At 36.0% G+C, this 14,023-nt stretch carries 14 protein-coding genes; 2 read left to right on the forward strand and 12 right to left on the reverse strand.

The window, feature by feature from the left end:
• Window positions 1-90: 90 nt before the first annotated feature.
• From gwsG to J7E44_RS11075, 3 genes are all read right to left on the reverse strand, one after another.
• A complete protein-coding gene (gwsG, locus tag J7E44_RS11065) occupies window positions 91-1,020 on the reverse strand; it encodes a grasp-with-spasm system ATP-grasp peptide maturase (protein WP_214829382.1) in 930 nt (309 codons plus the stop codon).
• A gap of 7 nt (window positions 1,021-1,027) precedes the next feature.
• On the reverse strand, window positions 1,028-1,195 hold the full coding sequence (locus tag J7E44_RS11070; protein ID WP_214829383.1) for a hypothetical protein: 168 nt from the start codon (window positions 1,193-1,195) through the stop codon (window positions 1,028-1,030).
• Window positions 1,196-1,261: 66 nt separating this feature from the next.
• Window positions 1,262-2,173, reverse strand: a complete 912-nt coding sequence (locus J7E44_RS11075) for a GLPGLI family protein (RefSeq protein ID WP_214829385.1) — start codon at window positions 2,171-2,173, stop codon at window positions 1,262-1,264.
• A gap of 67 nt (window positions 2,174-2,240) precedes the next feature.
• On the opposite strand from J7E44_RS11075, the gene J7E44_RS11080 reads away from it, so the two are divergent.
• Both J7E44_RS11080 and J7E44_RS11085 read left to right on the forward strand, forming a co-directional pair.
• The gene (locus J7E44_RS11080; RefSeq protein ID WP_214829387.1) at window positions 2,241-2,741 is read left to right on the forward strand and encodes a TlpA family protein disulfide reductase; all 501 of its coding nucleotides are present in this window, start codon (window positions 2,241-2,243) and stop codon (window positions 2,739-2,741) included.
• Window positions 2,742-3,709: 968 nt separating this feature from the next.
• Window positions 3,710-4,039 (forward strand): hypothetical protein, encoded by a 330-nt coding sequence (locus J7E44_RS11085; RefSeq protein WP_214829389.1) that lies wholly within the window; start codon window positions 3,710-3,712, stop codon window positions 4,037-4,039.
• A gap of 130 nt (window positions 4,040-4,169) precedes the next feature.
• Here the strand turns inward: J7E44_RS11085 and J7E44_RS11090 are convergent, their stop codons facing one another.
• The 9 genes from J7E44_RS11090 to traM all read right to left on the reverse strand — a co-directional run bounded on the left by J7E44_RS11090 (window position 4,170) and on the right by traM (window position 13,812).
• Entirely contained in the window at window positions 4,170-4,808 is a 639-nt protein-coding gene (locus J7E44_RS11090) for a thymidylate synthase (protein ID WP_214829391.1), read from the reverse strand.
• 153 nt (window positions 4,809-4,961) lie between these two features.
• Window positions 4,962-5,666, reverse strand: a complete 705-nt coding sequence (locus J7E44_RS11095) for a hypothetical protein (protein ID WP_214829393.1) — start codon at window positions 5,664-5,666, stop codon at window positions 4,962-4,964.
• 8 nt (window positions 5,667-5,674) lie between these two features.
• On the reverse strand, window positions 5,675-7,081 hold the full coding sequence (locus J7E44_RS11100) for a hypothetical protein (protein ID WP_214829395.1): 1,407 nt from the start codon (window positions 7,079-7,081) through the stop codon (window positions 5,675-5,677).
• Between the two features lie 79 nt (window positions 7,082-7,160).
• A complete protein-coding gene (locus J7E44_RS11105) occupies window positions 7,161-7,769 on the reverse strand; it encodes a hypothetical protein (protein WP_214829396.1) in 609 nt (202 codons plus the stop codon).
• A gap of 19 nt (window positions 7,770-7,788) precedes the next feature.
• Window positions 7,789-8,973 (reverse strand): DUF3945 domain-containing protein, encoded by a 1,185-nt coding sequence (locus J7E44_RS11110; protein WP_214829399.1) that lies wholly within the window; start codon window positions 8,971-8,973, stop codon window positions 7,789-7,791.
• Window positions 8,963-9,805 carry a M23 family metallopeptidase gene (locus J7E44_RS11115; RefSeq protein WP_214829401.1) on the reverse strand — a complete coding sequence of 281 codons (843 nt, stop codon included), beginning with the start codon at window positions 9,803-9,805 and terminating at the stop codon, window positions 8,963-8,965. The genes J7E44_RS11110 and J7E44_RS11115 overlap by 11 nt, the downstream gene beginning before the upstream one ends.
• A 42-nt stretch (window positions 9,806-9,847) precedes the next feature.
• Window positions 9,848-11,827 carry a type IV secretion system DNA-binding domain-containing protein gene (locus tag J7E44_RS11120; protein ID WP_214829403.1) on the reverse strand — a complete coding sequence of 660 codons (1,980 nt, stop codon included), beginning with the start codon at window positions 11,825-11,827 and terminating at the stop codon, window positions 9,848-9,850.
• Between the two features lie 74 nt (window positions 11,828-11,901).
• Window positions 11,902-12,792 carry a DUF4138 domain-containing protein gene (locus tag J7E44_RS11125; protein WP_214829405.1) on the reverse strand — a complete coding sequence of 297 codons (891 nt, stop codon included), beginning with the start codon at window positions 12,790-12,792 and terminating at the stop codon, window positions 11,902-11,904.
• A gap of 3 nt (window positions 12,793-12,795) precedes the next feature.
• A complete protein-coding gene (gene traM / locus J7E44_RS11130; RefSeq protein WP_214829407.1) occupies window positions 12,796-13,812 on the reverse strand; it encodes a conjugative transposon protein TraM in 1,017 nt (338 codons plus the stop codon).
• Window positions 13,813-14,023: the final 211 nt, after the last annotated feature.

Below are 14,023 nucleotides of genomic sequence, written 5' to 3' on the forward strand. Positions count from 1 at the left end.
GTTCTGACATTGGTTGCACTTCAAGAAAGAACATCGGTAAGGAAAATCGAGTAGGGTTATCCTTTACTTTTTGTTTGAATTCAATTAATTTCATAATTTTTCTGCCATAATTTTTTCTAAAGGGTAATTACATGTCATGGACAGGTTTGAAAACTGTCCCGTAGGATTCACCTCCAGAAAGTAATAATTATTGTCTTCTGCTAATATCCAGTCTATCGAGCCTGTTCGTAAATCAAGTGTCTCCATTAATTTACACAATGCCCGCTCTAAATGGGCCGGGATTTTAAATGGAGTATTTCTGTTTGGTTTCTGATTGTTATACCTTCTGTAATCATCTTTTGTTTTCTCGTCCTGCTGAGAAAAAATAGCCATTGACCAGGTTTTTCCATCAAGATAGAAGGTTCGGATTTCAAAAACTTTATTAATTTTTTCCTGGATTAAGGTAGGTGCAAATACGTCCGGTAATTCTCCTAATTCATCAATTTTCAACACATTTGTATAAATGATAGCCGCACAATCATCAAACTGAAACATGGAGGTATCTGTTTTCATCTTAACAATAAATTCTTTGTCATCATTTTTTTTAAGTAGAGTTTGGATATCTTTCTTCGTCTCAACGATATAGGTTTCAGGAATATGCAGTCCACTAACTTTAGCCTGTTCCAGCACGATCAGCTTGTTAACCGTATTTTCATTTATAAAGTCACCAATACTTTTCTTGTCTCTTAGTAGGTGCGAAACATAACCTTTTGTTACGCTGCGTTCATTAGCCGTTATAGGATCATTACCGGAATGTGGACCCAGAATTTGGCCTTTTCTGAACCAACAGGCTGAAACTTGCTTTAAATTCATTCCTTCTGGATCATGTCCATTTTCTGGAACAAACTTTACACCTTCTAGCCCAAAACTTATGTTTTTCAGATTGTTATTTACACGGATTGAATTTTTCTCGTAATAACACAACCAATCCTGAACAAGATTGGTTGTGAAATCATTTTGATTAGATAAAATCAATATCATTTATCTACTAAGGATAATGGTACGTACTTCCGTCTAACCTTGTTCCATCAATAGAAATCAACTGACCGCTGTCGCTGTAATACGTAACTTCGCTGTCTCCATCGTTCGCACCAGTACAGAAATCCTCTCTTCTCGTTGATCCTTCAGGAAGAAGACCGCCATTGATAGCGTCCATTGTTTCTTTTTCGATGCAAATGCTCTTTGACTCTTGAAACTCTTTGATTGTTTTCATAAAAATAGATTATTGTTTTGTCCTACTCTTTAAAGGATTTTCGGTTACTCCTATTTTAAAGTCATTTATAAGTTTATTGTTATTTCTTTTTAAGATCTTCCGACGTGATTCCCGTTGATTTTTAATGTAGTCAGTCTGGGAAACCTCATTTCCCGATGAATCATAGAATTTAGAAGATACAACCTCACCAGCATTATTGGATGGAATGACGTTATTAACAAAATCACCATCATTGCTGATTAGTAACTTTTTAAATTCTTTGGTACTTAAAATAACTTTGGTATTATTCGAAGTAAGCTGTTTGCTCTGAAACATAGGTATGAAATCAAGGTCAACAGTCTCAATGTTAGAAATTCCAGTTAACCTAAACGAATGTGAGTTCAGATCATCCTCAGCAATTAAGATTAGTCCCGGAAGACCATTGAAGTAATATGGGCCAGAATTGATGGGAATCTCTTTTGTGAACCAAGCTGTCCATTTCCTTCCGTTTACTTTTGCAGTAGCTTTTTGCACCTTAAAATTCTCATATACTTTCGTATCGGGTAAAATCGTCCAATTGATTTTTTGATCCAACTTTATTTCATAATAGTTCCTTGTTGGTCCTCCCATGAAATACAACTTTGGAGTCTCATTCTTTTTACTAATGATAACTTCGTGAAATAATACATCCCTATAAGGATATCCCAAAAACTTGGGCGGACTTCCTTTTGGATCTCTTAAATTATATAGGGAATCAATCTGATTAATACGGTGACTATAAAAAATTGTACCATCTGCGCTCGCGTCAAGTGCCAGCAATTCTTTAGCCTTATTTTTCAGGTTTGCTGAATCGTTTGCAAAATTATATTCGTAATAAAACCGTTTGTTCTGTCCATAGAGAATCCCTATGAATAGCACAGAAATGATGGTTATTAATTTCATTACACTGTGATTTGGTTGGCTAATATATAAAAAATTTAATATATTGGTTAAAAAAATATTATTTAACATGAAAAAAATTATTTTTATACTACTTTTCACAATCTGCAACTTCCTAATTGCTCAGAATAAACAACTTAGGACCTTTCCGGATATGGAAAGTAAATTAGATACCAGATTTCCGATTGAGAACTTTAAGGATCAATATGGTAATAATTTTAGTCCGGACTATTTAAAAGGGAAATATACGCTGATAAATTTGTGGTCAACAACATGTGCACCCTGCCTTCGTGAAATACCATTACTCAATAGCTTCAAAAGTTCCCTTCCAGACGTAAATTTTGTTGGTATAACATATGATAAGAAAGAAAAAATAGATAATTTTCTTTTAAAAAATAAATTTGATTTTATACAAATACCTGATGCGGGAAAAGAACTTGAATCTTATCTGGAAATCCAACGATTCCCAATGACATTACTAGTAAATAAAGAAGGAATAATAACTGACGTTATAGGACATATTACAGAGGAAAAACTTCCAGGTATCCGGGAAAAACTAACTGGGAAATAACAAGTAGATTATTGTATTTTTTATAAACGTTTTTAAGGTAGATCGATCTTAATTGAATTTAGGATTTATTTGACTTAAGAATAAACGTGAAATCCTAAAAAGGTTGACTATATTAGGACTTCATAGTTTCTTAGTTACTAGAGATTAAATTATTTGTATTCCTTTGAATACCATGCTAAGTGGAAAACATCACACGGCTTAACCCTGCACATTTAGCACAGGCTAAACGGATCTAAAAAATGGTTTAAAAAATATAAAATAATTGTTTACTCTGTACTGATTTTATGATCAGCTTTTTTTCCTCTCATCGATTCACCTTTACTAGCTCCAATACTTCGGAGAAGCCTTTGGCTTTCTTCATCAATTCATCAAGACTATCTATTAAATTTGCAATTAATAATTCTTCTGAAACGTTTCTAAGGCAAAGCTAATCCTCACTCACATCAAAAATTGACGTGTTTAAAATTCTTTTAGTACTGTGTTTCGGATTATATTGTCCTCTCAAAATATAATCAATTGATACTGCATAATAATTAAAAACCATTCCTGTTTGGGGAATGGTTTATTTATGGCTGTCAGTGTCAGATCATATTATGATATCATAATGTTAGTTCGATCAATATTAATAATTGAAGACTTTATTTAAAACAAATAACTAAAATGAAAGACTATTTATTCTTTCAAATGCTGTATTAATTCCCGAATTAGGACGTCTTGATTCCTGAAAAACAACAACATAAATTTTATTTCCATGATTCATAGATTTAAATTGCAGCTCAGTATTCCACTATAATTTCTACTAAAAAACACATTGATTATCAATTCTATAAAAAAATATCCAAAATAAACCTAAATATTTAAATTATGATTGATAAATCAATTAAAAAAAAGGTCTTAGACTAGACCTTATGAGCGGTGTTGTTACAACTAATAAAAGAAAAAAAGGGTGTTTCTTATATTTTTTAATTTTGAGAAAAAATATAAAATCTCCTGATCAGCTTCTTTTTTCATTTGTTATTCCTGTAAAGAATAAAAAATACACGGAAACCAAAATGATTGCCAATAACCCATTTGAAAAGGATAATCAAATTCTTATTAGCGGCTCTCTTCATTTTAGAAATGGAAAGGTCTCCTTCGATTTGTTCATAACACAGGATCATGAAGCCTATTTGCTAATAAATGATCAGTTATTTAACGCGGCTAACGGAGAGATTATTAGGATTAAAAAATCAAACAAAGGGATTCTAAAAATACAGCAACAAAGCCTCAAAAGCTTTCTGACCACATTATTAACATAATGCAAATAAAAATCCCAGGCCACTAATGATCTGGGATTATTTCTGGTTTCAATTATTTTTTAGTTTTTCCATTATGAAGAAACACTTGTAAACATAAAGCCTTTCATACCGAAAGGCATTTTAAACAGGTTTAATTAATATTTAAAGTGAATTTAACGGCCTCACCATTCAACAGCTTAATAGTTTGATCAATATTATTTTCATAGATATGAACATTCCCTAAAAACAAATGAATGCTTTTTAGCGACATATTGATTTGTTTGCTGATCAGATACAGGTGGTAAATATCACTTGGTAATCCTAAATTAGCATCTGAACTTCTTTGATATGCCGATAGAATCAATTTATCGTTTTCAATTTGAAACTGAATTAAAGATAAACAGGGCTGTTGAGTACTTTCTGTGTTATTGGCTCCCAAAAACAACACATAATTTTTAGATGTTCTCTTCTCTTTGTTAATTTTAGTAATCAAAGGCGGTAACTGTTCAAAATAAGTTGGATAACTATTAATCAAAATAGGACCGCAATAATCCCACCAGCTTACACCAATATCCCTGTATTTTTCCGTTAGCCGTTCCCCCTTCATAAACAGTCCTAATTCATCTTTTAATTTCTTACGGGCTATGTTGTGCCCTTCAAACAGTTCTAGAAGATCTATGGGTTTCAAATCAATTCTTTGATTCATCAAATATTTTATTTTCCCTTTTTTGTTATCTTGTATTTTCCCTTTTTGCAGGATTTTACTTAAAATTCTGTGATATTTATTCATAAACTTAAGATTTATCTTTTTTATACCATCTTACTCAAACAACAAAACAACATTTCTCGATTTGCCAATACACAAAAGTCTGATTAATTTCTCTTTTTTATCCCTTGTTATTTGTTGTTGAATTATTAATAATAATCCGGGCCACATGCTCGATCATTTTTCATTTTGTCTGGGATTTACGTAAATGCGATCAACAGCATGATTATATTCAAAAATTTCTTCTGCTTCTTTATCCAGATTTCTTCTTGGCAGCAATACGACTGTAGTGAACAGATCTCTTTTCTTGTCATAGCTGTCAATACGTTCCAACCTACCGCCGTAATCGCAATCGGCAATTGGATTAAGTGAATAAGGAAGAATCGTATCGGTTTTGGCAATATAGAAAATGCTGTAGTTTTCCGGAGTAAAGACCTGAAACCTTTTGAACTGCTTTCTACCATAAAGTAGGGTATCAGTCAAATTTTTTCTCTTATTATAACCATAGATTGGGATATTCACCCAAATAGCACCTGATTTTTTATGGTATAGATTTTTCGGTATCTCATAAAGTTGCTTTTCCTTGAAAATGAGAGCTTTGGCCTCTGTCTGATTTCCGGCATTAAAGTATACTGAATCTTTGATATAAAAAATACTATCAATAATTTCCGGTATATTGATATTGGGAACAAGCTCAATAATATCCTGCTCCCAATAATTAATTCTGGAAATAACAATCTGCTGATGATCATCCAGCCCTTTAGAAGCATTATAATAAATATTGGTAACTACATCAATACCTCCCTTTTCACTCCGTACTCTTTTATCTTTGTGGCAGGAAACAAAAAAAGAAAGCATTACTATCAAAATGAAATTTTTCATAAGGTATTTTACATTTTACGCGAATAGTTTTGCTGGTTCTTCACTTCCTTTGTCTCAGAATTCTCCTTTTGAAAAGCTTGTTCATTAGAATTGATCCGCTTCATTTTGTTGTCGTACAAATTGAGCATTTTGTATTGGGGATTCAGAATCGCTTTTCCCTCTGACACTTTGTTATTCTGATCCGAGAACTTTACTGAAACAATATTTCCTTTTTCCAACGATTTCTGGGTGATCTCTTTATGCTTTTCATCATCAAATACCAATTTGGATTTATCCATGATTTTTTCCACATCAATGCCATAATTCTTATTGAATACCTGAAGTTTGAAATTACCCTTTTCATTTTTTTCTTCGTTGAGCAAAAGCTTAATAAACGCTTCTTCCTTATCATCAGAATGCTTACTATTAATTTCTGTTTTGACCGATCTTCCTTCCAGAAGATTAATAGCTTCTTTGGCTGTAATTCTGCCATTTGCAGAAAATGTATGAGTTAGCTCCATATTCTTTTCTTCGTTCTTAAGGGCAGCCTGAAAAGTATTAAGGTACACTTTATTGTTTGAAGAAGATTTTTGAAAATTAAGCGTAAATTCTACCTTATTCTTTTTAAAAGAAGCTTTATCTGAAGAGATTACCATAGAAAACTCTTTAACTCCTGAACCCGTCTTTTTTGCCAGTTCTTTATGCATGGCAGGATCTTCACCCATGCCGAGATATTTAATCTGGTCTTTCAGGTATCCAAAGTTTGTTTTTTCTTTCTGTTTAGCCGGTGCTTCATTCTGTTGGGATTCAGTCTGTTTAGCCTCTTCATTATCGGTTGTTTCCTTTGCCTGTGTATTATTCTTCTTTGCTCTTTCAAATTCCGATTGAAGGGTCTCGAGAATGTTTCCTTTTTCCATTTTTTCTTTCGGAATTTCAAAGGAAGTACCATTGATACTTATGCTGAGACTTTCCTTTTCTTCGAGCTTTTGTCCTGCTTTTTGAATCTGAGTGACCAGATTATTGGGCGTGGACATTTTATCAAAGAAAGCTTTTTCCTGCCCAGGTAATTCAATTTTTACCTGTAAATCTGCTTTTTTGCTTTCAAATAGGTTGTTTTCCATAATTTCTGAATTTTGGTCTTTAATAATGCGAACGAACTTATCGATTTGTATTTTTTCTTCTGGTCCACCACTCTGTGCAAAAGTATTATCATTCACTATCTTTTCAATTTTTGAAATTTCCTTTTCCAAATACCCTGCTTTTAATTCAGTGTATTGGTCAAGTTCTTTCCAGGTAGATCGGTCAGCAAAAAAATTATCAAAGTCTTCAACTTTTGTTTTGGCATATTGCAGCAGTAATTCTTTTTCTTTTGGTGTAAATGTTGAAATCGTATCTAGAATGCTCTTGTGAGCTTTTTCTACTTTTTCCTGTTCCATAAATTTTGTATTTATTATTGTTACTTGTTTATTTCTTGTCTAATTTCCGGGTAAGGAAGGTTTTTTAAAAATTAATGATTTACCACAATAGGCTCTGGTTAGCTATATACCGTGATAAATAGTGATTACGTATACTGTATTTGCGGTCGTTAATCCCCAGGAGAAAACAAATCCTGGATTTACTGATCTGCTCAAAACTGATTTGAGTTTGTACATCTTTATACCGGATTGCCAGAAAATTTTTCCCATTGAATTTTACAGTTCTATAAGTAATTCCTTTATCCAGAAGATCGAGGTATAGCGCTGTCATTTCAAAGTTCCCTGCGGAATGGAAAAGATGGAGTCTGGGAATATTCCGTTTATTTTGGATATAATTTCTAAGTAAAAAAGATGTAATAAACTTATTGCTTCCCAATCCGGAAATGATAATAAGGGCATTTCTGAAAAAATCCTCTTTTTTAATTTGAAAAAATAGTATTGCTTCCTGGATGTATCGGAAGCAATACATATTGTGAATCAGGAGATCCCCGAAAGGGTTGATGATCTTGTAAAACTCTTGCGTTTGGGCGCTGGTAAAATCAGGATATACAATGCACCAGGAGTTTTCATTATTCCCCAAAAAATACAAATTGCCTGTTTCATTAATCTTTCCCTCAAATACATGAAGGATATCTAAATCCAGCTGCATTATTATTAAAATTTAATTTTTACCGGCTTCTGGAAAAAGATTGTGATTTTTCGGCATCCTTTTCATTCCTCCTTTCCTCTTCTTTCTTCTGATTAGCATCTTCAAACAGGTCAGGATCACCTACCTTTAAGCTTACTGTGTCGTCATTCTTTTCCTGAACCAGATTTTCCATACCTCTGGCCTGGACATTGGAAATTTCTTTTCCGACAATATTCAAATCGGTAATGATTTGCTTATTGTCTGGATATTGCTCTGCTTTGGACTGAAGAAAACCTTTGAGTTTTTGAAGCTCTGCGAGGTATTTTTGACTTTCCTGCTGTTTTTGGTTCTCTTCCTGCATTTTTGCTAATTTCTGAATTCCTTTAATGATCAGGAATGTCAGTCCGCCATCAATAGCAATGGAAGTAATAAGCAGCATTTTCACCGAAGCAGAAAGTTTCTTTTCATTATCTGCCTTCGGGCTTAGCTGAATGGTGGTCTCATCATCCAGTTTCACTGCTTTTCCTTTACGCAGCAATTGAAGCTGCTTTTCCGACAGGGTATGCCCGTTTACCGTTTGCAGTTCATATTTAGTGGTATCAATATCCTTAATGCTCTTCTCTTTTGCATCCAATTCAAAAAGCCTGGATTGGAACTGCTTGTTTTTTTCGTTCAAAGGACGAATGATAAAGAGATTGTCATATCTGGTCATCTCCTTTATTTCCCCGTCTATATTGGCTCGCAGAGCAGCTTTCTCGATTCCGGTCTGATTGATCTGAACCTTATCCCCGATTTTAAAGCCAGTGAGACCCTCTTCCAGCTTATTTCCAAAAAATCTTGTTTTTCCTCTTTCATTTTCAACTTCTACAAATAGGGTGATCTCATTTTCAGGGTTATTATTGAAATTGTTTTTCCCGATATGGGTGATCATGCCATAATCAGCCATCACCTTATAAAGATTGGTGTTTTTTGAGGTGATTTCAAATAATTCCGCTGAAGACAAGTCCTGATGGCTCACCCAATCTTTAGTGTAGGCATTGACATTCAGCTTATCGTCAGCTATCTTAAAAGTCAGCCTGCTTGTATCATTTTCAGCAATCAGCACCCCTCCTTTGAGGAAGTTGTAGACTTCCTGCTGCGAGAGCTTTTGGGAGAACTGGTTGTCTTCGGTCATGATCCCGAATTTCTTTAAATCGTCTGTGAGAAATGTTGTGTTATTTTCCATTGTTATAATCTGCTAAAGCGTTATTGGTTTGTATTAAATCGTTTAAAAATTGAATGGGATTGATATATCTTCCGTTTTCTTTGACTGCAAAATGTAAATGTGGAGCGGTACTTTTTCCGGTATTGCCGCTCAGGGCAATAATATCCCCGGAATAGATGATATCACCTTCAGAGAAAAAAATCCTGGAAAGGTGCATATACATGGTTTCAAAATCACCGTGACGTATTTTAATGTAGTTTCCGGCACCACCACTGTAACCTGCACCTGTTACAATGCCGTCCAGAACAGCAAATACATAATCGCCATTGGCACGTAAATCCACTCCTGCATGAAATTTCTCCACTTTATCTACCGGATGGAACCGGGTTCCGAAATTTGAGGTGATAATCATTCTTTTGAGCGGCATAAAAACAACCTGCTCTTCCCTAAAATCATTGTTACCCTCGGTAATCAGGTCTAGCTTTTTATACCGCTTTGTCTTCCCTACCGCTTCATTATTTTCTTCCAGGGGTAGATCTTCCTCTACATCGCCGGCTTCCGGTTTTTCAGTTCCCGGTACAGGCTGCTTTTCTACAAAAGTTTCCGATCGGGATTTTGATTCTTTTCTTTCTGTGGATTCCGCACCTTTTCTTTTATCAGCTTCCCTGGGTTCTTTTAGTTTTCTGCCGGACCTGCCTTCAATATGGTAGGACAGGAAACTTCCTCCAAAACGGTTCTCTGAAAGAGGGGTAACAGCAATGCTATTGAGCCTGCCACTGTATAAAACCGTATTGAACTGTGAATAGAATTTTGAAAAAAGAAACAAAGGAATGAGGATTACTATTTTTTTCATTTACTTTTTTTTAGGTATTATTAAAAGTTATGCTTAGGCATTTCACATAAATTCCTGAATGACAAGCTCTACTTCACGGTTGATCCGTAGAAAATTGGACATCAGTATTTTGTTTTTGTTGTCATTTCCGGATTCATCCGTAAAGTTGTAGTACACCGGCAGGTCAATATAATTCTGCTCTTCAGTTTTAAGAGCTTCCCTATCCAGGTTAATCTTTCCGTGAATAGCCGAAGTTGTATATTCCTGCGTTTCATTCTGCTCGTCTTTGGCTACAATCCCAACCATTTCTCCGGTTCTGAGTCCGGCTATCTTTCCGGCCGGAATCAGGTTATCCATTTTCTCCTGAATGGAAATCGTGGTCTGATTGTTATTGATCGACATCGACTGTGATTTTTGCTTCACTTTTCCGAATACTTTTTCAAGCCAGTCGAGCGTGCTTTTATCCCTTGCACTACCGCTGAGGATATTCCCAATAATAGCGGTAATGGTATCTGCCACCTCTTTTTTATAAAATTGTTTAAACTGCGGAATTTCCTGCAATCCTAATACAACAGCTACTTTATTACTCCGTGCCGTAGCAATAAGGTTGTCGATTTTATGGATATAGATGGTAGGCAGCTCATCGGCAATAATCCCGCTGGGAAGATTCCCTTTGGAATTGATCTGCTTTAATAACCGATTCAATACCGTGGAATACAATGCCGAGTTAATATCCTGGGTATTGGGATCAGATGCCAGAACGATAATGGTCGGATGCTTCGGATCGGATATCTTCAGGTTGACTTCATCCCCGGAGAAAACCCAAAAACTTTCTTTAGTTGCTAATCTCGACAGGAAGATCTTAAGGGTTCCGATTTGTCCTTCCAGCTGGTCAAAAGCCTTATTGTCATAAGCGGATTTGAACGTAGACAACAAAGAATGCAGCTCAATATTGGTAAACAGTGTACTAAAAATTTCCTTATAGCTTCTGTTCATAAAAGCCAGCAAATGCGGAAGGGTTGAAAATTTCCCATTCTCGTATTTTGCCAGAAACGCAATGCACGACGACAGGAAATTAATGGCGGATTGGGTAAAGAACTGATCGCTCCCACCTCCTAAACCACCTCCTTTCTGTAGCGAAGAGACCATTGCTTCTGCCATTTCCTGTGCTTCAGCCAGTGTGGACAGGTATTCTTTCCTTAAGGGATTGATACGCCTTGATTTCTCCACTTCATTGAGGTTAATCACAGCAAAATCATAGTTATAATCCTTTTCATGCTGCTTTTTCAGCCTGTAATGATAATAAGCAATCTTTCCCAAATCCGGGTGTTTATAGTCATAAATACAAAGGCAAAAATTTTTCTGGATCAATTGGCGGATCGCAGGGGCTATAATTCCAAAAGATTTTCCACTTCCCGGAACTCCGATCACGATCGTGCCTTTAAAAGGATTGATATTGATCCAGCCTTTGTTCATCCGCTTGTTATAATAGAACAGGTACGGAATATTAATCGAGAAATCAGTATTAATCAGTTCCTTATTCTGGTCAAAGCTCTCTTCTTCAATATTCCAGCGGTCTTTACCCAATTGATGCTTCATGATCTTGCTGATATTATCGGCTCCCAATAAAGTAATCAGTACTCCCAAAAATGACAGCAGGGCATAAGCTGCCTGATAGATGTTAAAATGCGGAGCTAAAAGCATCGCATCTTTTCTAAGGGTATCATTAATAAATAGTAATGAGCCGAACATCATCAGTAGCCCACAAATAATCGGAAGGATAATGGATTTTGCAACACCCATGTCCTGATTCTTTTTCGGCTTTGTTCCGATGGCAATCAGTATAATCAGCACAATTTCTGCACACTTCGCATGAAGCGGAGGAAACAGAAATGGCATTTTGCCCAATGATTTTAATAATTTTGGAAGTATCGGAATTTGCGCTGTCCCAAAAAACAAAATGCTGCATTCTATCAAAACCAGCATATACACCGCTTTCTGAAAGAAACCGTATGTTTTCTGTTGTTCTTTACTTTCCTGCATAATCTTTAGGATATAAAAAACAGACAGCCCGGAAATTCCGGGACTGTCTGCTAAGGTTAGTATAAATAGGTTTGTCAGAAAGTATCCGCCTGTAAAATATCGGAATATTTGACTTCCAGGTTAATGGTTCGTCCGCTGATCTGGTTTTCAATCAGCCTTATATTCAACATTTTGTTATTAGGATAAGTGAATTTTTTGAACACAAAAATATTCCGGTAAGACTTTTTGAATTTCTTTACGTTATATAACCTAAAGACCGGTTCAATCTCAATGGATTGTACATTCGTTGCTTTATAGATTTTCCTGTCATCTATTGAGAATTTAAGCTTGTCAATGTCATAGGCAAGATTGGTTTTGTTTTTAAAGCTGACATCCAGAAAAACATAATCACCGAAAGTATAGACGTTATTCAATTGTGATACCATGCCTAAATCCTTATTCTTCCTGAGAATTTTATTTTCCTTTTTTTCAATCAGCTGCATTGAATATTTTCTCAGCTCAGCATTGGACATCTGAAATTCCGGATATTCCAAAGGCTGCATATCGTGAGGTGAAATTTCGATGTTGGTAATGATATCATAAGAACTATCTTCTTTAAAGATGAGTTTGTATTGAGCCATAAAGGATTGCCCGACAATTGTAATGATACCCAGCTCCTGGTGATCAAAATAGGCTATAGGAATCTCCACTGTCTTTTTCAGGCTGTCGTTCACAAAATGTTTTTCCTCTTCGCTCTGCTGAATTTTAATCCTGACCACATTTTCGGCAGGCAGATCACCAATGAGGCGGTTGGTGCTTAAATCCACAAACTGCACCGGTTCGGGGCTTCGGAAATGCAGGTTGACATCCCTGGAAATATTGATTTCGGGAAGCCCGCTTTTATACACTTTGGAAAGAGCCTGATTTTGTGCAAAAGTATATGCTGATATCAGCATCAGGGTGAGGGTAAATAATAGTTTCTTCATAGGTTAAGGATTGGTATTGGTTTTATAAATGTTCTTTTTCTTATTCTCCAGCTCTTTGTTATCAATGAGATAGACAAAAGAATTGTATTTGATCTTCGCTTTATTCTTCCGAATCACATCAGCAATGGTCTTGGAGGAGGATTGGTATACAGAGGTCAGGGTCGTGGTAAAGAAATCTGTACTTCCGGTTGAAAGGTTTTGCCCCTGCACAATATTTTCGCCCATAGAACGGGTCATTTCCCGGAATGCAGAACCCGGTACATATAAGCCTTCCATTCCGTCAATATCATAAATATTCAGGTTGATGGGCAGGATTTCATTCTGATGCATAACCGATACAATATGCAGGCTTACCCTTTGAAGTGAAAATCCACTGATCAGGGCATACAAGGGTGTCCCTTTCGAGATTTTGGTATTGCCGACATAGACATCTTCCAGCAGGCGGATACGAATCCGGCTTCCCATAAAGCCTTTGATATTTTCATCAATAACCGCTTTAATAAAAGAGCTTTGCTTTTCCCGGTAAATAGAATTGAAATCAGCACTTTTGGCAGCTTTGGTAACTTTCAGAGTAGAGTTCAAAAAGAAATCTTTTTCCTTTTCATTTTTTTTCAGCTTTTCCACCAGCTTAGCCTGCTGTTTCAATTCCGGGTTGTTGGCTTTTTCAATGCTGTCCATGAGCATCATTTGCTCACGCATGAGCGCCATTTGTTCTTTCTTCCAATCCGCAGCTTCATTCTTTTGTTCCCGGGAATCCCCGGAACCTTGCTGCTGGTTGTCTCCGTTAAGCATCTTAAGCATCTTCATGCTTCGTTCATACTGCTCGTCTTCACGCTGTTTGCTTTGCCTTCCGTCGATTGCGTTGTAATAGGACTGCTGGCCTGCCCGCCTTGAAAGGTTGTTAAGCCTTTCTTTTTCCCGGGCATAATTCAGGCTGTCAATATGTCTTTTTTGACGGTCAGAAAGGTTATCGTCGAATGTTTCAAGATTTTCCTGTTCGTCTCCAAAGCCGTCAATCATGGTCCTCCCGTCTGTCCGCCTGTCAAAGAAATCGGCATAGGCATCGGCTTTGCCCTTGATCTCAGACCGTTCTCCGACTTTTCCAAGGTCGGTAGATATGTCCTTACTCTCGGCAAGCTTATTCTTATCTTTTTCTGATCCTTCTGCAAACTGGGTATAAAAATACCCTATCATCAGGACGAATGGCAGGGCAATGAGCGGAAGGACGTAT

Origin of the sequence: Chryseobacterium sp. ISL-6, assembly GCF_018613715.1 — a bacterium.
Taxonomy (GTDB): domain Bacteria; phylum Bacteroidota; class Bacteroidia; order Flavobacteriales; family Weeksellaceae; genus Chryseobacterium; species Chryseobacterium paludis.

What these genes read in the sequence shown, in the direction of transcription:
- gwsG (WP_214829382.1), bottom strand. Translation starts at nt 1,020, where the DNA reads ATGATATTGATTTTATCTAATCAAAATGATTTCACAACCAATCTTGTT.
- J7E44_RS11070 (WP_214829383.1), bottom strand. Translation starts at nt 1,195, where the DNA reads ATGGACGCTATCAATGGCGGTCTTCTTCCTGAAGGATCAACGAGAAGA.
- J7E44_RS11075 (WP_214829385.1), bottom strand. Translation starts at nt 2,173, where the DNA reads ATGAAATTAATAACCATCATTTCTGTGCTATTCATAGGGATTCTCTAT.
- J7E44_RS11080 (WP_214829387.1), top strand. Translation starts at nt 2,241, where the DNA reads ATGAAAAAAATTATTTTTATACTACTTTTCACAATCTGCAACTTCCTA.
- J7E44_RS11090 (WP_214829391.1), bottom strand. Translation starts at nt 4,808, where the DNA reads ATGAATAAATATCACAGAATTTTAAGTAAAATCCTGCAAAAAGGGAAA.
- J7E44_RS11095 (WP_214829393.1), bottom strand. Translation starts at nt 5,666, where the DNA reads ATGAAAAATTTCATTTTGATAGTAATGCTTTCTTTTTTTGTTTCCTGC.
- J7E44_RS11100 (WP_214829395.1), bottom strand. Translation starts at nt 7,081, where the DNA reads ATGGAACAGGAAAAAGTAGAAAAAGCTCACAAGAGCATTCTAGATACG.
- J7E44_RS11105 (WP_214829396.1), bottom strand. Translation starts at nt 7,769, where the DNA reads ATGCAGCTGGATTTAGATATCCTTCATGTATTTGAGGGAAAGATTAAT.
- J7E44_RS11110 (WP_214829399.1), bottom strand. Translation starts at nt 8,973, where the DNA reads ATGGAAAATAACACAACATTTCTCACAGACGATTTAAAGAAATTCGGG.
- J7E44_RS11115 (WP_214829401.1), bottom strand. Translation starts at nt 9,805, where the DNA reads ATGAAAAAAATAGTAATCCTCATTCCTTTGTTTCTTTTTTCAAAATTC.
- J7E44_RS11120 (WP_214829403.1), bottom strand. Translation starts at nt 11,827, where the DNA reads ATGCAGGAAAGTAAAGAACAACAGAAAACATACGGTTTCTTTCAGAAA.
- J7E44_RS11125 (WP_214829405.1), bottom strand. Translation starts at nt 12,792, where the DNA reads ATGAAGAAACTATTATTTACCCTCACCCTGATGCTGATATCAGCATAT.
- traM (WP_214829407.1), bottom strand. Translation starts at nt 13,812, where the DNA reads ATGATTGACGGCTTTGGAGACGAACAGGAAAATCTTGAAACATTCGAC.